This is a genomic window from Streptococcus sp. OMI870, from assembly GCF_047460295.1.
Lineage (GTDB): Bacteria > Bacillota > Bacilli > Lactobacillales > Streptococcaceae > Streptococcus.
On sequence record NZ_JASHGM010000002.1, the window covers coordinates 302,609 to 323,656 of the forward strand.

At 44.4% G+C, this 21,048-nt stretch carries 17 protein-coding genes; 7 read left to right on the top strand and 10 right to left on the bottom strand.

Going from position 1 to position 21,048, the window contains the following annotated elements; all coding sequences use genetic code 11:
- Positions 1-59 precede the first annotated feature (59 nt).
- The gene (locus tag QM968_RS05480; RefSeq protein WP_414382972.1) at positions 60-2,492 is read left to right on the top strand and encodes an ATP-dependent RecD-like DNA helicase; all 2,433 of its coding nucleotides are present in this window, start codon (positions 60-62) and stop codon (positions 2,490-2,492) included.
- A gap of 8 nt (positions 2,493-2,500) precedes the next feature.
- Here QM968_RS05480 and dinB read toward each other — a convergent pair whose 3' ends face one another.
- Positions 2,501-3,607 (bottom strand): DNA polymerase IV, encoded by a 1,107-nt coding sequence (dinB, locus tag QM968_RS05485; protein ID WP_414382854.1) that lies wholly within the window; start codon positions 3,605-3,607, stop codon positions 2,501-2,503.
- Positions 3,608-3,867: 260 nt separating this feature from the next.
- Between dinB and pflB the strand changes: the two genes are divergently transcribed.
- The 6 genes from pflB to QM968_RS05515 all read left to right on the top strand — a co-directional run bounded on the left by pflB (position 3,868) and on the right by QM968_RS05515 (position 10,789).
- On the top strand, positions 3,868-6,183 hold the full coding sequence (gene pflB, locus QM968_RS05490; RefSeq protein ID WP_414382856.1) for a formate C-acetyltransferase: 2,316 nt from the start codon (positions 3,868-3,870) through the stop codon (positions 6,181-6,183).
- Positions 6,184-6,601: 418 nt separating this feature from the next.
- Positions 6,602-7,360 carry a threonine/serine exporter family protein gene (locus QM968_RS05495; protein ID WP_009731683.1) on the top strand — a complete coding sequence of 253 codons (759 nt, stop codon included), beginning with the start codon at positions 6,602-6,604 and terminating at the stop codon, positions 7,358-7,360.
- 4 nt (positions 7,361-7,364) lie between these two features.
- Positions 7,365-7,832: a threonine/serine exporter family protein gene (locus tag QM968_RS05500; RefSeq protein WP_414382858.1), complete on the top strand. Its 468-nt coding sequence runs from the start codon at positions 7,365-7,367 to the stop codon at positions 7,830-7,832.
- Positions 7,833-7,938: 106 nt separating this feature from the next.
- Positions 7,939-8,163 carry a hypothetical protein gene (locus QM968_RS05505; RefSeq protein ID WP_009731685.1) on the top strand — a complete coding sequence of 75 codons (225 nt, stop codon included), beginning with the start codon at positions 7,939-7,941 and terminating at the stop codon, positions 8,161-8,163.
- A gap of 191 nt (positions 8,164-8,354) precedes the next feature.
- Positions 8,355-9,527: a hydroxymethylglutaryl-CoA synthase gene (locus QM968_RS05510; protein ID WP_414382860.1), complete on the top strand. Its 1,173-nt coding sequence runs from the start codon at positions 8,355-8,357 to the stop codon at positions 9,525-9,527.
- Positions 9,527-10,789, top strand: coding sequence for a hydroxymethylglutaryl-CoA reductase, degradative (locus tag QM968_RS05515; protein ID WP_414382862.1), 1,263 nt, complete (start codon positions 9,527-9,529; stop codon positions 10,787-10,789). The genes QM968_RS05510 and QM968_RS05515 overlap by 1 nt, the downstream gene beginning before the upstream one ends.
- Before the next feature lie 45 nt (positions 10,790-10,834).
- On the opposite strand, the gene QM968_RS05520 is transcribed toward QM968_RS05515, so the two are convergent.
- The 9 genes from QM968_RS05520 to QM968_RS05560 all read right to left on the bottom strand — a co-directional run bounded on the left by QM968_RS05520 (position 10,835) and on the right by QM968_RS05560 (position 21,000).
- The gene (locus QM968_RS05520) at positions 10,835-11,662 is read right to left on the bottom strand and encodes a PrsW family glutamic-type intramembrane protease (protein ID WP_414382864.1); all 828 of its coding nucleotides are present in this window, start codon (positions 11,660-11,662) and stop codon (positions 10,835-10,837) included.
- On the bottom strand, positions 11,655-13,316 hold the full coding sequence (locus QM968_RS05525; RefSeq protein ID WP_414382866.1) for a C69 family dipeptidase: 1,662 nt from the start codon (positions 13,314-13,316) through the stop codon (positions 11,655-11,657). Before QM968_RS05525 ends, QM968_RS05520 begins: the two co-directional genes overlap by 8 nt.
- Positions 13,317-13,915: 599 nt before the next feature.
- A complete protein-coding gene (fni, locus tag QM968_RS05530) occupies positions 13,916-14,920 on the bottom strand; it encodes a type 2 isopentenyl-diphosphate Delta-isomerase (protein ID WP_009731690.1) in 1,005 nt (334 codons plus the stop codon).
- Entirely contained in the window at positions 14,917-15,924 is a 1,008-nt protein-coding gene (locus QM968_RS05535) for a phosphomevalonate kinase (RefSeq protein WP_414382868.1), read from the bottom strand. Before QM968_RS05535 ends, fni begins: the two co-directional genes overlap by 4 nt.
- Complete coding sequence (gene mvaD / locus QM968_RS05540; RefSeq protein WP_023919167.1) at positions 15,914-16,864, bottom strand: diphosphomevalonate decarboxylase; 951 nt, start codon at positions 16,862-16,864, stop codon at positions 15,914-15,916. Before mvaD ends, QM968_RS05535 begins: the two co-directional genes overlap by 11 nt.
- Positions 16,846-17,724, bottom strand: coding sequence for a mevalonate kinase (mvk, locus tag QM968_RS05545; RefSeq protein WP_009731693.1), 879 nt, complete (start codon positions 17,722-17,724; stop codon positions 16,846-16,848). The genes mvaD and mvk overlap by 19 nt, the downstream gene beginning before the upstream one ends.
- A 172-nt stretch (positions 17,725-17,896) precedes the next feature.
- Positions 17,897-18,838, bottom strand: a complete 942-nt coding sequence (locus QM968_RS05550) for a serine hydrolase domain-containing protein (RefSeq protein WP_037613944.1) — start codon at positions 18,836-18,838, stop codon at positions 17,897-17,899.
- 10 nt (positions 18,839-18,848) lie between these two features.
- Positions 18,849-19,616 carry a CppA N-terminal domain-containing protein gene (locus tag QM968_RS05555; protein WP_024055030.1) on the bottom strand — a complete coding sequence of 256 codons (768 nt, stop codon included), beginning with the start codon at positions 19,614-19,616 and terminating at the stop codon, positions 18,849-18,851.
- 106 nt (positions 19,617-19,722) lie between these two features.
- Positions 19,723-21,000: a DUF308 domain-containing protein gene (locus QM968_RS05560; protein ID WP_414382870.1), complete on the bottom strand. Its 1,278-nt coding sequence runs from the start codon at positions 20,998-21,000 to the stop codon at positions 19,723-19,725.
- Positions 21,001-21,048: the final 48 nt, after the last annotated feature.

Sequence of the window (21,048 nt, forward strand, 5' to 3'; positions counted from 1 at the left end):
TAACAGACTGAGGCTGAGACAAGTATGTCCCAGCCTTGCTTTATAAAAAGGAAAAAATGATGGAATATTATTTTTCAGGCACCATCGAGCGCATTATTTTTGAAAATCCTAGCAGTTTTTTTCGAATTCTCTTGCTCGATATCAGCGATACAGATGCCGAAGATTTTGACAATTTTGAAATCATTGTAACGGGGACTATGGCAGACATCTTAGAAGGTGAAGACTACTCCTTCTGGGGAGAGTTGGTCCATCATCCCAAATACGGAGAACAACTTAAAATCAGTCGCTACGAACGAGCTAAACCCACTAGCAAGGGATTGGTCAAATATTTTTCCAGTGATCACTTTAAAGGGATTGGTCTCAAAACCGCTCAAAAGATCGTCGATCTCTATGGCGACAACACCATCGATAAAATTCTTGAGGCTCCTGAAAAATTAGAAGAAATCGCAGGCCTCTCCAAGAAAAACCGCTTGGCTTTTGTGGACAAGCTCCGTCAGAATTATGGAACAGAACGCATTCTCGCCCAACTAGCTAATTACGGAATTCCCAATAAATTGGCCTTTCAGATCCAAGATTTCTACAAAGAAGAAACGCTCCAAATTGTGGAGCAACAGCCCTACCAATTGGTGGAAGATATCCAAGGCATGGGCTTTAAAATCGCGGACCAATTGGCCGAAGAGCTTGGCATTGCCAGTGACGCCCCTGAACGTTTCCGTGCGGGGCTGATTCACAGCCTCTTTAGCTATTCTATCGAGACAGGAAATACCTATATCGAAGCCAAGGACCTCTTACGCTACACTATTGATCTCTTAGAATCTGCACGACCAGTAGAATTGGATCCTTCCACTGTCGCCCAAGAATTAGGACGTCTCATCGAGGAAGACAAGGTCCAAAACGTGGATACTAAGATTTTTGACAACAGCCTCTTCTTTGCGGAGGAAGGCATTCGCAGTCACATCGGTCGATTGTTGGAAAAAGGAAAGCAAGCTTCATTTGAAGCTGAGAAAATCAACCAGGCTATTGCGCAAGTTGAAAAAGATTTGGGGATCCACTACGATGCCATTCAAAAAGAGGCCATTCACCAAGCCATCCAAAACAAGGTCTTTATCCTCACTGGGGGACCGGGGACAGGAAAGACCACGGTTATCAACGGGATGATTAGTGTCTATGCCCAACTCCACCAGTTGGATCTTCGGAAGAAACAAGACCTGCCGATCCTCTTGGCTGCCCCAACGGGACGGGCTGCTCGGCGCATGAATGAACTGACAGGACTTCCGAGTGCTACCATCCACCGCCATTTGGGGATGACAGGAGATGATGACACCAGCCACTTAGAGGACTATCTGGACGCCGACTTTATCATTGTGGACGAATTTTCCATGGTTGATACCTGGCTGGCCAATCAATTGCTCAGCAATATCGCAACCGATACCAAACTCTTGATTGTGGGAGATGCAGACCAATTACCATCTGTCAGTCCTGGTCAGGTCTTAGCTGATCTCTTGCAGATCCCAAGCATCCCTCAGACCAAACTCGAACATATTTTCCGACAGAGTGAAGATTCGACCATTGTCTCCCTGGCAGGAGACATTCGCCAGGGTAAACTTCCCCATGACTTCACGGAACGAAAAGCCGACCGCTCATACTTCGAAGCTGGAAGCGAACATATCCCTAAGATGATTGAACAGATCACCTCTGCTGCCCTTCGCAGTCAGATCCCGGCTCAAGATATCCAAGTCTTAGCTCCTATGTACAAGGGCCAGGCCGGTATTGACAATATCAATACACTCATGCAAGACCTTCTCAATCCAGCTGTCAAAGATCAGGTCGTCTTTGACACGCCAGACTGCCAATACCGTGATGGGGATAAGGTCATCCATCTGGTCAACGATGCGGAAAGCAATGTTTTTAATGGAGATATTGGCTACATCACAGACCTTCTACCAGGAAAATATACAGAATCCAAGCAAGATGAATTGACCATTCAATTTGATGGCAATGAAATCGTCTACCCGCGCAATGAATGGTACAAAATTCGCTTAGCCTATGCGATGAGTATTCACAAATCGCAAGGAAGCGAATTTCCTGTGGTGATTTTACCCATTACTAATCAAAGCCACCGGATGTTGCAACGTAATTTGATCTATACCGCCATCACGCGCTCAAAGAGCAAGCTGATTCTCTTAGGAGAATACAGCGCCTTTGATTACGCTACTAAAAATACCGGTACTGCACGTAAGACCTACTTGGTGGAGCGCTTCAAGGACCTGGATGGAGGCGCAGACACCAAAGACTCTTCTTCAGCCGTTACCACAGCTTCTGCTACGGTCGAATCTGCACGAAGGAAGGAAGAAACTGTTGAAAGGAAGGCTGATCTTGACGAACCGACTGTCTATCGACTGACTGAAGACAATCTCCACACCATCTCGCCTATGATTGGACTAACAGAAGAAGAGATTGCAGCCTTTTTTGATATCAAAAAAGACGACTAGTGAATAGACTAGTTGTCTTTTTCTTCCTCTACCAGAGGCAGCTCAGTATGATCAACAAAGTTAGTCATGGTGACCCCCAAGAGGCGAATTCCCATATTTGTCGACTCAATCTCTTGGAAAATGTGACGCGCTGAACGATTGATGCGCTCAGCATCTCGCGTTGGCTCCGTCAGGGTGATGCGCTTAGTCAGGGTGGTAAAGTCTCCATAGCGCACTTTTAAAACCAAGGTCTTTCCTTGCTTCCCATGTTTTTCCAGCGATTGGGCCACCTTACTGGACAGATTGGCAATTTCTTCTAGAACATCATCTTCTCCATAGAGGAGCTTGCGGTAGGTCCGCTCTTTTCCGATCGACTTCCGGATTCGATGATTTTTGACAGGGCTATTGTGAATCCCTCGCGCCTTTCGAAAGAGATCATAGCCAAAGCGCCCAAACCGATCGATCAAGGTCATCTCCGGAATATCCAACAGATCGGCACCAGTATAGACCCCCATCTCGTGTAGGCGCTCCACTGTCTTTTTTCCCACCCCATGAAATTTGGCAATGTCCATCTGGCTCAGAAAATCCTCAGCATCCTCCGGCAAGACCACCGTCAAACCACGGGGTTTCTGATAGTCACTTGCCATCTTGGCCAAAAACTTATTATAAGAGACCCCTGCAGAGGCTGTCAGATGTAGTTCCTCCCAGATAGCGTGCTGGATCAAGCGGGCGATTTTGACAGCTGATTTGCTCTGAATTTTATTTTCCGTCACATCCAGATAGGCTTCGTCAATACTCACGGGCTCGATGAGATCCGTATACCGCCTAAAAATCTCACGAACTTGCTCACCCACTTCTCGGTATTTTTCATAATTCCCAGAAATAAAGATTGCTTTGGGGCAGAGTTCCAACGCTTCTTTGGAACTCATAGCCGAGTGGATCCCGTATTTTCGAGCTTCATAGTTGCAGGTCGAGACCACCCCTCTTCCCCCTGACTGTCGAGGGTCCTGGCCAATCACAAGCGGTTGGCCTTTCAAACTAGGATTGTCTCTTTCTTCGACAGCAGCAAAAAATGCATCCATATCAATATGAATGATCTTACGACTTGTATCGTTCACTAATGGAAATATCAGCATTTTTCGCCCTCCTTTTTCTATTATAAAAATAAAATTTCGGAATTGCAAAAATCGACATTCACCCAATTCTTGGAAATTGATGGAAATAATTTTCGGTTTTCAAAAATATAGTACAGTATAGTAATAATCGCTAAACTGTATTATAAAAGAATCTGCTATTTTCCGCGATTCTCCTTTGTGTAACCGATTTCTGTATGGTATACTACTAGTGTAAATGCAACAGATACAGTTGCTAGAAAGACAAATAGAGGAAAATACAAATGGTTGTTAAAACAGTTGTTGAAGCACAAGATATTTTTGATAAAGCTTGGGAAGGCTTCAAAGGTGAAGATTGGAAAGAAAAAGCAAGCGTTTCTCGCTTCGTTCAAGCTAACTACACACCATATGATGGAGATGAAAGCTTCCTAGCTGGTCCAACTGAACGTTCTCTTCACATCAAAAAAATTGTTGAAGAAACGAAAGCTCATTATGAAGAAACTCGTTTCCCATACGATAACCGTCCAACATCTATCGCTGATATCGCAGCTGGATATATCGATAAAGAAAACGAAGTCATCTTCGGTATCCAAAACGATGAACTCTTCAAATTGAACTTCATGCCTCGTGGTGGTATCCGTATGGCGGAAACTACTTTGAAAGAAAATGGCTATGAACCAGATCCAGCTGTTCATGAAATCTTCACTAAATATGTTACAACTGTAAACGATGGTATTTTCCGTGCTTACACTACAAACATTCGTCGTGCACGTCACGCTCACACTGTAACTGGTCTTCCAGATGCATACTCACGTGGACGTATCATCGGGGTTTATGCTCGTTTGGCTCTTTATGGTGCTGACTACTTGATGGCTGAAAAAGCAAACGACTGGAATGCGATCACTGAAATCGACGAAGAATCAATCCGTCTTCGTGAAGAAGTAAACCTTCAATACCAAGCACTTAAAGAAGTTGTTAAATTGGGTGACCTTTATGGTGTAGATGTACGTCGTCCTGCCTTCGATACAAAAGAAGCGATCCAATGGACAAACATCGCCTTCATGGCTGTCTGCCGTGTGATCAACGGTGCTGCTACTTCTCTTGGACGTGTGCCAATCGTTTTGGATATCTATGCTGAACGTGACTTGGCTCGTGGTACTTACACTGAGTCTGAAATCCAAGAATTCGTTGACGATTTCGTTATGAAATTGCGTACTGTTAAATTTGCTCGTACAAAAGCTTACGACCAATTGTACTCAGGTGACCCAACCTTCATCACAACTTCTATGGCTGGTATGGGGAACGACGGACGTCACCGTGTTACTAAGATGGACTTCCGTTTCTTGAACACTTTGGACAACATCGGTAACTCTCCAGAACCAAACTTGACAGTTCTTTGGACTGACAAATTGCCATATAGCTTCCGTCGCTACTGTATGCACATGAGCCACAAACACTCTTCTATCCAATACGAAGGTGTGACAACAATGGCTAAAGACGGATACGGTGAAATGAGCTGTATTTCATGTTGTGTATCTCCACTTGACCCAGAAAACGAAGAACAACGCCACAACATCCAGTACTTCGGTGCTCGTGTAAACGTGCTTAAAGCTCTTCTTACTGGTTTGAACGGTGGTTACGACGACGTTCATAAAGACTACAAAGTATTTGACATCGATCCTATCCGTGACGAAGTTCTTGAATTCGAATCTGTTAAAGCAAACTTCGAAAAATCTCTTGACTGGTTGACTGACACTTATGTAGATGCTTTGAACATCATCCACTACATGACTGATAAGTACAACTACGAAGCAGTTCAAATGGCCTTCTTGCCAACTCACCAACGCGCTAACATGGGATTCGGTATCTGTGGATTCGCTAACACTGTTGATACCTTGTCAGCAATCAAATACGCTACAGTTAAACCAATCCGTTACGAAAATGGCTACATCTACGATTACGAAACAATCGGTGAATACCCACGTTGGGGTGAAGATGATCCACGTTCAAACGAATTGGCAGAATGGTTGATCGAAGCTTACACAACTCGTCTACGTAGCCACAAACTTTACAAAGACGCAGAAGCTACTGTATCACTTTTGACTATCACTTCTAACGTTGCATACTCTAAACAAACTGGTAACTCTCCAGTCCACAAAGGGGTATACCTCAACGAAGATGGTTCTGTGAACTTGTCTAAATTGGAATTCTTCTCACCAGGTGCTAACCCATCTAACAAAGCAAAAGGTGGTTGGTTGCAAAACTTGAACTCACTTGCTAGCCTTGACTTTGGTTATGCAGCTGACGGTATCTCACTCACTACTCAAGTTTCACCACGTGCTCTTGGTAAAACTCGTGACGAACAAGTTGATAACTTGGTAACAATCCTTGATGGTTACTTCGAAAACGGTGGACAACACGTTAACTTGAACGTTATGGACTTGAACGATGTTTACGAAAAGATCATGAGCGGTGAAGACGTTATCGTTCGTATCTCTGGATACTGCGTAAACACTAAATACCTCACTCCAGAACAAAAAACTGAATTGACACAACGTGTCTTCCACGAAGTTCTTTCAATGGATGATGCATTGAGCTAAGATTCAAGCAAATCATATAAACCAGTCGGAAACGGCTGGTTTTTTTCATCCCATCGTAAGACTATTCTGAATTTTGAAAGAGTTTAACAGCTTGCAGTATAGCGTTTGACAGCGTTTTCTCCAAGTGTTATAGTAGAGCTGTAAATAAGATAGAAGGGGTGATCCTATGTTTTTAACATTTATTTTCGCTATTATTTGGCTCTTTATTCTGATTGCACTGATCTTTTTAGCAACCCTTCTCGTCCAGGATACGACCGTGCAGCATCACCACCCGAGTTAACGAATGATAAAGCTAAACGAATAGCTCTCTAAATGGAATTCATAAGGACAAGAAACAAACTAGAATTGTCAAATTTTAGTTCTGTCTCTCGTCCTTTTTTGCTATAATAGAAACAGATTATTTAGTAAGAAGGAAATTATGGAAGAGTCAAAACAGATCAACCAAGTGATCGACGTCCTGATGTTAGCTGGAACCCTCCTTATTGAGAGTGGTTCTGAGATTCACCGGGTCGAAGATACCATGATCCGGATCGCCCATTCACAGGGAATCATCGATTGCAATGTTTTAGCGATGCCCGTCGCTATTTTCTTTTCAATTGAAAACGCCAATGTGACGCGCATGAAACGGATCTTACGGACCAATTACAACATTGAAAAAGTCTGCGATGTCAACCAGATCTCTCGTCAACTGGTTTCTGGAGAGTTGGATCTTGACCAAGCCTACCAGGCCTTGAGCGAGTTGAAAAACAAGCGTGTTCCTTATACCAATCTCCAGTTGACCATTGCGGCAACCCTTAGTGCGCCTTTCTTCTCCATCATGTTTGGTGGAAATTTCTACGATGCCATTGGAGCGGGCATTGCAACTGTCTTTGCCTTTGCTTTTTCACTTGTCGTTGATAAATATGTGCGCATTCCTTTTGCCACTGCTTTTGCGGCCGCTTTTGTCTTTGGCTTTTTGGCTCATATCTGGACGCGCTATAGTGGTTTCCCTTCTAATACCGATCTCATCATTGCCGGCTGTGTTATGCCCTTTGTTCCTGGTATTGCCATGACCAATGCTGTCCGCGATCTCATGAATTACCACCTTAACTCTGGGATGAGTAAGCTCTTTGAGACTCTCCTCATTACTCTTGCCCTTGGTGCCGGAACGACCGTCGCCCTTGTCCTGATGAAATAGAACCATGAACTTAACTGAATTTTTAATCCAAGCAGTGGCCAGTTTGATTGCCATCATCACCTTTTTAATCGTCCTAAATGTGCAACGCTCCATGCTGATTCCTGGAGGTATTCTCGGTATGGGGATTTGGCTCCTCTACTATGTACTAAAAGGGCCTACCAATGTCATCGTAGCAACTTTTATCGCGGCCATTGTCGGCTCTTGTATTAGTCAGATTTTAAGTATCGTCCTTAAGACACCTGTCGTTGTCTTTATGCTGGCTATTCTCGCACCCTTGGTTCCTGGATATATTTCCTATCGGACCACTTCCTTCTTTGTTAGTGGCCAATACCGGCAAGCAGTGACTAGCGTGAGTCTGGTTGTTATTCTCGCCTTGGTGATCTCCATTGGGATGGCTAGTGGATCTGTCGTTTTGAAACTCTACCATTCTTATCAACGCCATCAAAAAAGAAAAATGACCAATGCCAACTAGCATTGGTTTTCTAATTTTCATCTATGTAATCGCTTGCTTTATCGCTTAAAAGGAGTACAATAATAGTGGAAAAACAAATTCTTTAAAGGATGCGAGGTGCTGTATGATGGTAAACAAGTATATCAAGTATCTTCCTTGGATGATCCTAGGAGCCTTCCCCTCCTATCAATCAGCGACTTACTATGCCCGCAATTCATTTGACTTGTTTTATCTGACCTTGAACTTTCTGATTGTGTACATCGCTTTAATCGTCTTCTACGAAAAAGTTCTAAGAGACAAATGCAAAGAACTCTTCATACGGGTCATGAGTAACCCTAAAAAAGATAGCTAAGCATCAGAGTTGAAAAGTCATCTGAGGATGGCTTTTTTATAGATTCTCTATTTTTTATTTGAAACATTGCAAAATCGGTCCCGAGAATGATTTCCTTGCTGATCTAGCTTTTTCAAGGGAGTTTTACCCTTAAATATGGTAAAATAGTAAGGAAATATACTAGTAGATATCAAATTAAAAAGAGGTTAAGAATGACAATTGGGATTGATAAGATTGGTTTTGCGACGAGCCCTTATGTCTTGCGTTTAGAAGATTTGGCCGCTGCTCGGAATACCGATCCTGAAAAATTAAGCAAAGGTCTTCTCTTAAAAGAACAAAGTATTACACCGATCTCTGAAGACATTGTCACACTGGCTGCAACTGCTGCAGATGACATTTTGACAGATGAAGATAAAGAAGCGATCGATATGGTGATTCTTGCGACGGAATCTGGGATTGACCAGAGTAAAGCTGCTGCTGTTTTTGTACATGGTTTAGTAGACATTCAGCCCTTTGCCCGCTCTTTTGAGATGAAGGAAGCTTGCTATGCTGCAACTGCTGCTTTGGATTATGCCAAACTCCACGTTGAAAAATTCCCGCAAAGTAAAGTCCTGGTCATTGCCAGTGACATTGCTAAATACGGAATTGGAACTCCTGGAGAACCAACACAAGGGGCTGGATCAGTTGCTATGCTGATCAGTCAAAACCCGCGTATTTTAGCTTTTAATGATGACAATGTAGCTCAAACACGTGATGTCATGGATTTTTGGCGCCCAAATTATGCAACAACCCCCTTCGTGAATGGTCTCTATTCTACCCAACAATATCTGGATTCCCTAAAAACCACCTGGGCAGAATACCAGAAACGAACAGGTCTCAACCTAAGAGACTTCGCTGCTGTTTGTTTCCATTTGCCTTATCCAAAATTGGCCCTTAAGGGCTTGAAAAAAATCTTGGATAAGTCTCTGCCAGAGGATCAAAAGGCCCAGTTACAATACAATTTTGATCAATCTATCTTATACAGCCAACGCATCGGAAATATCTATACTGCATCTCTTTTCCTAGGCTTACTATCTCTGCTTGAAAATCAACCACAACTCAAAGCTGGAGATCGGATTGCCCTCTTTAGCTACGGAAGTGGAGCGGTTGCTGAAATTTTCAGTGCCAATCTTGTCCCTGGATATGAGCAGATGTTGGATTCTAAGCGGATGGAAAAATTGGATCAACGGACGGTTCTCAGTGTTGAGGACTATGAACGACTCTTTTATGAAGAAGTAGACTTAGACCCTAATGGGAATCAAGTTTTTGAGCCTGCTGCTCATCAAACTTATGCTTTGACAGAGATTAAAGAGCACCAACGCATTTACCAGAAAGTAGAAAAATAATGGCACGATTACCAGGTTTTGCAAAACTTTCTCCCACAGAACGCATAGAGGCCTTACTTAGGGAAGGTCTCTTATCTTGGGATGAAGCTCAAATTTTAAAAGAACAAAAGGGACTTCCGATCTCCATTGCAGATCAACTGACAGAAAACGTCTTGTCGACTTTTGACTTACCTTTTAGCCTCGCTCCTTATTTTCTGATCAATGGCCGCGACTACCTCCTTCCCATGGTCACTGAAGAGCCTTCTGTGGTCGCTGCAGCTAGCTTTGCGGCCAAACTCATTCAACGTTCGGGCGGTTTCACCACCCAAGTGCACCAACGTCAAATGATCGGTGAGATTGCTCTATCGGATGTTGAGGATGTAGAAGTTGCCAGCAAGCGTATCCTCGAAGACAAGGAAACCCTGCTTCAGCTCGCTAATGAGGCCTATCCTTCGATCGTCAAGCGTGGAGGTGGAGCACGGGATCTTTGGCTTGAACACAAAGGGGACTTTCTCATTGTGTACTTGGCGGTTGACCCAAAAGAAGCCATGGGAGCCAATATGCTCAACACCATGCTGGAAGCTCTAACGGATCGAATCCAAAAACTCTCTGGTGCTCAGGCCTTAATGGCGATTTTATCCAACTTGGCCACGCGCTCTTTGGTGAGTTCACGGTGTGCTATCGATTTTAAAGCACTGAGTCGTAATCCTAAGGAAGCGATCGAGATTGCCTACCGAATGGAGTTAGCCAGCCAGCTGGCTCAAGTAGATCCTTACCGTGCAGCCACTCATAACAAGGGGATTTTTAACGGGATTGATGCCCTGGTCCTCGCGACAGGTAATGACTGGCGGGCCATCGAAGCTGGAGCCCATGCCTATGCTGCGCAAGGCGGGCCATACAAGGGCTTAAGCCAATGGAAAAGTCAGCCGGAAGAAAAAAAACTCTATGGCGAGATCACCCTACCTATGCCAGTTGCAACAAAAGGAGGCTCTATCGGCCTCAATCCAACGGTTCAGATTAGCCATCGTTTGCTGGGGGAACCTACTGCTATCGAATTAGCAGGTATCATCGCTTCTCTCGGTTTAGCACAGAATTTCGCTGCCTTGAAAGCCTTAGTGACTACAGGGATCCAAGCAGGACATATGAAGCTCCAAGCACGCTCTCTAGCCCTTCTAGCAGGAGCCAAGGAAGAGGAAGTTCCCCAATTGGTCAACCAACTCCTTGAAAACAAACCCTTCAATTTAGAAAAAGCACAAACATTTTTACAAGAACTGAGAAAATGAAAGAACTAAGACCCACGTCTTAGTTCTTTTGTGTTTGAAAAAATTTTATTGTTTTAAGAATGGCAGATCGGGCTTTTTCTTGGTATAGAGCACCACTTCGATAAAGGTCCCTACTTGGACGGCAAAGAGCAGTCCGACGAGAAGATTAATCCGATGGTCTGTTTCATAAAATGGAGAGTTCCATAAGAAATGATTTGCTACTGTCGAGAGAACACACCAGAGTCCAAAGAGTTTTTCCTTTTGCTGGGTCACTTGAGACAACAAGAGGAAGACACCAACGGATACAACAGCTGTATAGAGGGCGTGTGAAGCTAACCCACCAGAAATACGGTTAATGGCCTCAGTGATAGCGGCTAATTGGCTGGTTTTTGTTTGGCGGGCAACGTACCCTAAATCCTCAATGATCTGAAAACCAAAACCAGAGCCCAAGCCCGCAATTAGAATCGCTTTTAGATCTTTTTTGCCAACCATCAAAACAACCCAAAAGGCAACCAGGGCCTTAAAGAATTCTTCTGAAAATGGGGCTGTCAAGGCATCCGTCCACTTGTTAAAGACAGTGGCATCCTTGATCACATGGCTATTTAGGATGTCAATTAAGCTATTTCCTGAAAAACTCAACCAGCCTGCTACGAAAGCCCCCCCAAACATAGCAATCCATAAGAGATAGGTTGGGACAGACAACTGCTTGGCCAAACGTTTTGAAAAGAGATAGAGTGGGATAATAATAGCAGCTAAAACAGACAAGTTCAAGACCAAGTCTCTGCCTGCAGACTGGCTAAATTCTTGTTGAGAAAGATGACCAAGTTCAAACTCCAAGCCAATTCCTGCAAATAGTAGAAAGAGATAGATCGAGGCTCTTTGAATTTTAGTCATCTTGTTTTCCTCCCTTTTGTTTCTTTGAGCGAATTAGGTAGATCACAATCGCTAGAAGGGTTGCTCCGAACAAGCCTGCTGCTAAAATGTAATCATAGTCAAAATCAACCAGATCAATCTGTTCTTCATAAGCAGCATCTTCTTCGTCATCTAGATCTTGCAGGGCACTTTTTCCGTGCTCATCTGCTACCTTTTGTTCTGCTTCTTTTCTAATTTCTTGCAAACGTTCGAAGGTTTTCTCAGCTCTTGCTATCCCTTCTTCTGTTGCCTTCTTACTCGCTTCTTCAGGCTGAGAAGCAAGGGCAATTTGTTCCTGATCACTCAGATCTTGTTCAACCATCCACTGAGATTCCAATCGTTCCATTTCAGTACGAATCGCCCCATCTTCGAATAAATCAGGATACTTGGCAACAAGGTCATTGATTCTTGAAATGGTCCAATACCAGGAGCGGTCATTGTAATGATCCCCTAATTCTTGGTAGGCTTGATAGGTGTTGAGAATATTGCCATAGTACGGTAGGTAAGGAGCATTCCGTGGACTGCCCATCGACAGCCACATGGTGCCTCCACCCGCACTTGCTGGAACCTCGTCTTTCAGTTGGAAGATATGGGCCTCCATGACATTTGGATTGGAGATGGGGTATTTATAAACAGCATCAAACTCTCCTTTTTTCGGGATGCCTTTTCCATCCAGCTCCATTTGATCCTGTGGTTTATATTTGGTTCCTTCCAAACGATTGCGTTGGAGATTCATGGCATCGCGGAGAGTTAATTTTCGATCCGTTTTATGAAGAAGGTCAAAGGACGCATCGTCATATTTAACAGGAGAGCTTGGGTCTAGAGATTTGATCCCCGACCAAACCCGCGAGCGATCCGCTTCTTGCAAAGGCGGATTATAGGATTGAGAAACATGGAATTTTCCATCCACTTCCTTATAGCTATTTGCGTCCTTGGCAACTGTTTCAAGATCTTTTGAGGCAATCGTACGCTCTGTATCTGATACATCTACATGACCTAAGAAGAAAGTATTTGGAAAGACTGCAAAGCGATCTTCTGGAAAGAGAATGGCCGCATATTGGTGACCGGATAGGATTTCCATATACCAGACGCCTTCTTTATCGGCAATGGTCACAATATTTCCTTCTGCAGCGCCTTTTTCTTCGACGATTTTAGCAATGAGTTCAACCCCTTCTCTTGCGGTTTTCACACTTGGGAGAACGATACTGGTCAAGCCCGATTCTGCGAGGCCATCCTCGACATAGGGATCCACTTTTTGGATCTTGTCATTTGCTGAAGCAGATACAGTAGCAGAAATGGAAACCCCATATTCATTGAATCCTGCTTCGTCAAAAATTCCCTGATCTGGGGTGACATCTGGGACTGCTGTATACTTATAGCTAATCTCTGGCAAGGGATATTGAAAACCGTTGGCGGCATCCTCAAAGATGGCACCTTTTTTATTGTAGACGCGCTCTCTGACCACAAAGTTTTTATTATGGTTGGGCTCTAAATCTTCGGTACGCCCTACCAAGGTCGAGCCGTCGGCCGTCAGTTTCTTTCCGATGATGAACCCCGTACAGGCCTCAACAGGTTGAGCAATCAACAAAAGCGGAAGCAAGGCTGCTACAGCTGAGCGAAAATAGTGCTTCTTCATCCTAAACTCCTTTTTTAAAATGTTTTTCCTTATTTAGTATACTCTTTTACGATCCTGTTTTGCAAGCGATTCCAGCAACCGTAAAGGATTCGTAAACTATCAGAATTTTTGAGGGAAAACACTTTTTCAAAAAAAGAAAGGATTGGCTCATTTTGCCAATCCTTAGAATATAGATAAAGTCAACTTAAAAACTTTCCTTAGGTGAGTACGGACGTCAGCGAACTTCTACGAAGTTCCATGACTTAGTTTTGAACCTAAGGTTTCAAAACTACCGAGTGCTTGAAATTATCATGTTTCAAGCACTTTTCTCACGGCGGAAAGTTTTCGTATATCATGAATCATTTTAAAAATTAGAACTCTTTTATAGTTCTTTGAAGAATAACTTAACCTATTTTACTTAAAAATTAGTTCCTATACGTTTAGAGAGTGGGACAGAAATCCTAGCCTCTTAATTGTTTTTGGATTGTCAAGCAAGACGCAGTGGTTGAGTGGGCTCTACTACGCTGATTTCATCAGCTCTTACAGCCCTACTCAACTGTGCGGAGGTGGGACGACGAAATCGAATTCTAACGAATGACCGATTTCTGTCCCACTCTCTTTCATTTTTTCTGTTGCTTCGCTTGCCACAATTTTCCATAGAGGAGATAGTCGACTTCTCGGAGCTCTTTCAGGTTCTGACAACCGAGCGCACAAAGGAGTAATTTAAGGTCTTCTTTCCATCCTTGGACAATAGCAATCACTTCTTCGATGCTCTTGGTCTCTACCATCTCAAGAAAAACGCGGGAAAGTCCTACGCCACGCGCTCCAAGGACCAAGGCCTTGACCATATCAAGAGGATGACGGATGCCACCACTAGCGAGGATCTCAACCTGATCTATCTGATCTTGTAACTGTAAGAGACACTGCGCAGTTGATTGTCCCCAATCATCCAGATAAGCGCGATTTCCACCACGACGATTCTCAATATAAGCAAAACTAGTGCCACCACGGCCAGAAATGTCAACGGTTTTGATCCCAGCCTCTAGTGCCAGCTGGACTGTTTTGGGATCCATACCAAAGCCCACTTCTTTCAGGACTACAGGCACAGGAAAGCCCTGCCCATAGCTCTTGAGATGGTCTTTCCAAGTGTGGAAAATCCGCTCCCCTTCTGGCATAAGCAACTCTTGCATCAGATTCACATGAACTTGAAGAAAGAGAGGTTGAAGCTCTTCCACTGTTCTTAAGCCCAAGTCTGGCTCTTTATCGAGGCCAATATTGGTCGCTAACAGAAGACGAGGGTGATCTGTTTTGACAGCGTACGATTGATCGCTCGGATCCTTCAGCCCTGCACTGTAAGAACCAGTCACAAAGAGAATCCCACAGGCTTGGGCTACTGCTGCCAACTTTTGATTGATCTCTTTAGCCCGTTTACTCCCGCCTGTCATGGCATTGATATAAAAAGGAAACTCCCAATCACGCCCTGCGAAATGGGTTGTCAAATCAATCTCCGCTAGACCCACAAGTGGGAGGGAACGGTGAATTAGCTCGATCTCATCAAAGCTATTATAGGAAGAGCTTTGCTCCAAAGCATAGCGAATATGCTGGTCTTTTCGATTTTCGCTCACGAATCTCCCATCCTTTCTTGGTAAATGACTTCAATATTCTTTTCCTTCCAGCGGTCTATCAAGGTCTGAGTCTCAACTGGGTCAAAACTAAGGGCGATTCCACAGTCGCCTCCTCCAGCACCACTAGATTTGGCACAGGCAGAAAGACCCTCTGTCGCTTCTTGCAGAACTTTCAGAGCTGGGGTATAGATCAAAGGGTTCAAAGACTTTAGGTTCTTATCGGCACGTTTGATACTGGTCTCAATTTCTTTTTGGTTCCCTTCACGGAGGCCTTTTTCAAGATTCTTCACTGCGCTCTGGCTCTCCTGAAGAAATTCTTCCTTGATCGCTCCCTTGACCTGACGGATCAAATCACTTGAAATCGCTGGTTCCTTGGTCCAACCAACCAGAAAATCATAAGCGATGGCTGGCTGGATCGAGCAGATCTGGTAGTCCCAATCCAGGTCTAAAACTTGTGTCAGGGGCTGAGAAGTCAAGACTTCATGCAACCAAGCCCGATCAAAGGATTGGTAATAAATCAAGTCCTCGTAGGCAATACAAGCCAAATCGCCCATGGAACCATTGTCCCCTCTTTGCACCAAGACCACTGCTGCTAGTCGAAAGAGCAGGTCCGGATGTAGGTCTAGTTCATACAGAGCGGCCACGGCCTTGATCACGAGCAAGACCACACTTCCGCTGGAACCAATCCCATACTTTTTCCTCTCTTCGCCCAACGTCCCTCTTAGGTGAAGATCAAACGGTTTAGGGGCTATCCCCTGATCTTTCAGCCACTTTTCCATGAGCTGAATGGTCTCTTGAATCAAGGCGTAGTCCTTATTTGGGGTCAAATCCACCTGGTAACCAAAGAGATCTGAGACTAGCTGATAGCTTCTAGATTCTTGGATAGTAGCTGACAGATAAATGGGAATAAACTGAATCACGGCTCCATAGCCAGGCGTTAGCACTGCGTATTCTCCAGCTAGATAGAGCTTGCCTCCAGTCTGTACCTGATACTTAGTCTTCATCTTGAGGGTCCTTTGTCTTAGATACGATGGTCCGATAGCGGGCATCAAATAAAGGTACCAGCTGATCCAAGTCTTCTTCTAAACAGAGAACCTTAACATTCGGCCCTGCATCCATAGTAAAGTAACAAGCATGGCCTGCAGCGCGAAGCTCACGGACAAAGTCCATAGCTTTATGGCTTTCTTCTGTCAAGTAGCTAAAAGCTGGAGTGGCTGTTCTAGTCGTCGCATGCATAGCAAGGGCATTGCGCTCTGTCAGATGACCGACCCGTTCAAAATCATTGGCAACTAGATAGCCCAGCATGTCCTTATAATCTTGTCGAGACTCTTCGATCCATTCTTTGAAATTAGTCGAAGTCTCCATGCAGCGTTTCATCCCTTCGCGGCTGGAAACAGGCTTTTGCTTGTCATTGAGGACCAGCATGATCATCGCGAGTTTTAGGTCTGTTTGGACCTTATAAATTTCTCCACTTTCTTTGTCCCAGGCTGCTAAAGGGCCAAAGAAAGACCGCGAAGAAGAGCCCGAAGCAAACTTGGCTTTTTGAGCTAATTCCTCCTGGGTCAAGCCCAAATCATAGTACCGATTACAAGCCTTGACGAGAGCAGAGAGGCCGCTCGAGCTAGAGGACAAGCCTGCGGCGGTTGGCATGTTGTTGCTGGTATCCACCCGAACAAATCCTGCTTCATCTGCTGGCTTCAAGCCATCAATCACAGCTCCAATTTTGGCTTGCTCAGCTGGATTTTGGAATTCCCCATCGATGTAAAATTCATGCGCAGTCGCATCTGCTGGCAAGGGAGAGAGACTGGTCTCTGTATACATATTCTCTAAGGTCAACGAAATCGAACTGGTCGAAGGGACCATCTGTTTGGCATCTTCTTTTCCCCAGTATTTGATAATCGCGATATTGGCATAGGACTTAGCCTTTACAGGTTTTCGATCCATGTATGGTGCGCTCCTTCTTTTTCTAATGCATGGGCAATGGTTTCTGCTTCACGAGAATCCTTGACGAGGGCAATCACACAGCCTCCAAGACCACCCCCACTCATTTTAGCCCCTAAGGCCCCATTTTCAAGGGCAACGGCGACCAGGTGATCTGCTTCTTTACAGCTGACACCAACGGCTCTCAAGTGGTCATGACAAGCTGTAAGAGCCTGCCCAAGGCCAATGAGATCTTTTTCTTTCAGAGCCGCTTCTACCTGCTGGGTCAACTGACCAATCTCATGGAAATGGGACAAAACTTCCTGCCCTTTAGCTTCAACCTTTTGAATCGCCTCACGGGTATTGCCGTGAATCCCCGTATCCGCAATCACCAAACTCGCTTTTATACCCAGCTCCAGCGGGTAAAAGCCGACATTCCGGATGAATTTAATGGCTTGATCGCTCAGACAAGTCTTGGCATCCAGACCGCTTGGATTCATATGGGCAATGGTTTCTGCTCGATTGACCAGGATTTCTAAGGTCTCATCGTCCAGCTCCTCTTGATAATAGTCAAAAACTGCACGAATAGCTGCGATACTGACCGCCGCAGAGGACCCCATCCCCCGTTTTTCCGGTACCATAGACTGAATCCGACAGCGAATCCGGGCCTCACGAATCCCGAGGTGCTCAAGAGACGCAAAAACCGCCATGGACAATGTGTCATCTTCAAACAAAATCCATGGACTGTCTGCCGGGATGATCTGGCAGATCACTTCGATATGATGGAGTGGCAGGGCAATAGCCGGATAACCATAAACCACCGCATGCTCTCCAATTAAGATAATTTTACTATGCGCCTTTCCGACGCCTATCTCTTTATGCATATTCATCTCGCTCTACTAAGGTCATTACTATTTTAATATAAATCAGCCAAAAAAGCGATGCTTTTGAAGGAAATCCAACCTAAGACGGAGTCCAAAAATGAATCACCCAGAAGAGCTCCTTCTTATGGACAGACAAGAAAAGGCCGGGATCCGTCATCCCAGCCATCCATTTCTATTTTTCACATTCTTGTTTGATCAAGTCCATCAAAGAGTTGCGGTCTAAGATCCATTGGGCCCGTTCGTCCTTCTCATAGGTCCGGTTAGACAAAAAGATCACAGCTTCCTGCCTCTTTCGATTGTACATGATGAAGGTTCCAGTATAGCCCGTATGATCCAACCAGTCACCCTCTAGATTCCATCCGAGAGCGCGGGTCTTGCCCTCTTCACGCGCAAAATTCTGAGACAAGTCACGCGCAAAATCATCCTTCAGATAATGCTCTAAGAAGCGCTCTAGATCAGCAACAGTTGAAAAAAGTCCAGCACTTCCCGCATGACAGCCCAATACTCTCGCTTTGGGATCATGAACACTTCCAGAAGCAAGGCCACGGACCGTTGGCACCGCCTTTTCGACCGGTCCAAACCGTGTCTCTGTCATCTTCCAAGGTGTAAAGATCAGCTCTTCAAATAAACGATCCAAGGGCTGGTGAAACCTGTCTTCTAACCAAAAGCCCAGCAGAAGAAAATTGACGTCGGTGTAATGAAAACTCTTGTCTTCTTTCAACTGCAAATTTTCAAGAGCTGTTTTCAACTGTCTCGCATCCAATTGATCCCGGTTGGGGATAAAAGGATCCAGCCCAGAAGTATGGGTCAAGAGTTCCCGGATGGTCGTCTTCTCATGAGCAAAACGCGGGTAAAACTCTTTAAAGGGACGATCGAGCGGAAGCTCCCCTTTCGCATACAAAAAAGCACAGATGGTAGCGACTCCGACGACCTTACTGACACTGGCCAAATCATAGACCAGGTCAGCCACTACTGACTCTCCTTTTTCAGGATCCGCTAGTCCCAGATAGTGCTCACTCCACTGACCCTTGCGGTAAAGCGCAAGAGAGGCACCTGGATAGATGCCTTCTTGGATTTGTTCGGTAATTTTTTCGATGATTGCATTCACGCTCATCACTCCATTCTTATTCTTCATAAGAAATATGGACCTGATCTTGATTGGCTTCAAACCAGAGTTCAATCTGGCTTGGATCCTTGGCAATCAAGAAAGTTCCCTTACGGTGCACAAAATCGACAGTTTCTCCCAAGCGTTCTTTCACGACTTCCACATCAAAAGATGCCAATTCGACCTTGATCATGCTCAAATCCCAAGTCACCTTGTTCTCCACTTGGAGATCTTCTCCTTGAGCTTCCTGCAAATGGATAAAGTGGGCCAAAGCTGGCAAGTTGCTATAGAACTTCTCAGCCTCAGCAAAATCGGCCACATTGACCTCAAGAAAGTCCACATCAAAGCTGGTCAAACCTTTGAAATCTTCTGGCACGTCAACAAGAGGCGCTTTCTCCAACGGTTCTAGGCTTTCAAGATTTTCTTCAGCATGCACGAAAATGGTATCTCCTTGAGGAGACACAACTTCAAAGGCGCGACCATTAGCTCCTTGGTAAAGGGCGCTTGTTTCTGGCTGGCGGGCCAACAAATAATCAATTTCTTGAGCTTGTGCCACTTTCACCACGATGCGACCCAATTTCTTTGGACCTTCGACCTTACGCGAACGCATACTCGGTGACTCTTCTAAGACAATTTTCTCTACTTTTGAGGCATCTCCTAAAGATAGGAGAGCTCCTTCTTCCACTAATACTTTCATTCCCAATGTCTCTTCATAAAAGCGTTGATTGACATTTCGGTTATTCACTTTCAAGACTGGGATCACTCTTACGATCTGATTTGCTGTCATACTTTCCTCCAAGCACTTTTTATTGTAAAAGATTTTCTGGCTTTTTACAAGAAATCTTGTGCAAAAAAGACAGATTTTTCAAAAATAAAAATCTGTCTTTCTTTTTTTAGTATACTGTTCGTGTATGGATCCGCCCGTTTGGAGCTTCAAATTCGTATTCTAAGTAATCCTGATAGGTCCCTGGTGCAATCACTCCACGCACATCTAATACAGCCGTTCCTGCCTGTCCCACAATGGAATCTGCTAACAGGCAGCAATTAGTAGACAGAACAAAGTAAGATTTAAAACGCGAAGAAGTAAATTTATATAGCTCAGCCCCTAAATCATATTTCAATTTGTAAGCGTAGGTCGGCTGACCGTCTTCCAGTAACCTCCTAGGTGGATCCCAAGGTTCTAACAACTGATCAATTTCAGCTAGACGCTTCTCTACTGCCTGATTCTCTTCTTCGGTAAGGGATAGGCTGTAGCCAAACAGCGTCTTTTGACTCTCTTTTTTACATAGTTCGATGTATGGTTCCTTATCCACTTTAAACAGTACGCCATCCCCAATCGTCCCAAATAGACGCTCTGAAAAGGGATCGTAACTTCCGTAAGAAATGACCTTCCCCTGATAACAAATATCTACATGCCCAATCGCTCCAAATAAGTTGCTGTCAGAAGTATGAACCAAAATTTCTAATTCCCTTGCCTCTTCTTCTTTTTTCACCAATCGATAAGGGCCTGTGTGTCCCGCCGAGCTCCCTTTTTGAAGAAACTGGTTAAACCGTTTTAACTCCTTAGCAGGGATAAAGGCTGCAAAGATAACCGGTAGGCTAATACGAAAGCGACGTTTTAACTCTTGGCCTTGTTGGTCTTTGTCAAATAAAATACCATCTCGAATATTAGAAATCCCCAACAAGACCAGATAAGCCCCCAAGAGGATAAATTGGAAGTGCCCATCTGAACCAGGTTCCAAGACAGTTGCTAGACCAAGCCCACCGTTTAAAAGCGCATCCCATAAATAGAGCCAGCCTCCTTTTACCCGATTGGCCTTATAAAGCCAAAATGTGATCCCATAGACAATGGCAGTCCCCAACTGATATGCCCCTAAACAAATCACAACTAAGTTTACGGGCAGACTACTCAGTCGATTCAACCAGCTCAAAGCAAGCGAAAGAAAAATAAACCAAATAGAGTGGCTATAGGAAATAGACTTGCGACGCAACATTAAGCGAAGAAGAAAGCTTCCTAGTCCATCAACTAAAAAGTAAATGGCTAATAGATCCAAGGAAAATTTGGTGAAGCCAACACCATTTCGAAAAATGAGGATCCCAAAAATGACAGCAAGAACCCCAAACAATAAGGTCCTTCTTCTTGCAATTTGTTCAAAAGATATTTTTTTCAATATTCCTTCTCCTTATAGACGAAAGGTCTTTAGACAAATACCATTTTA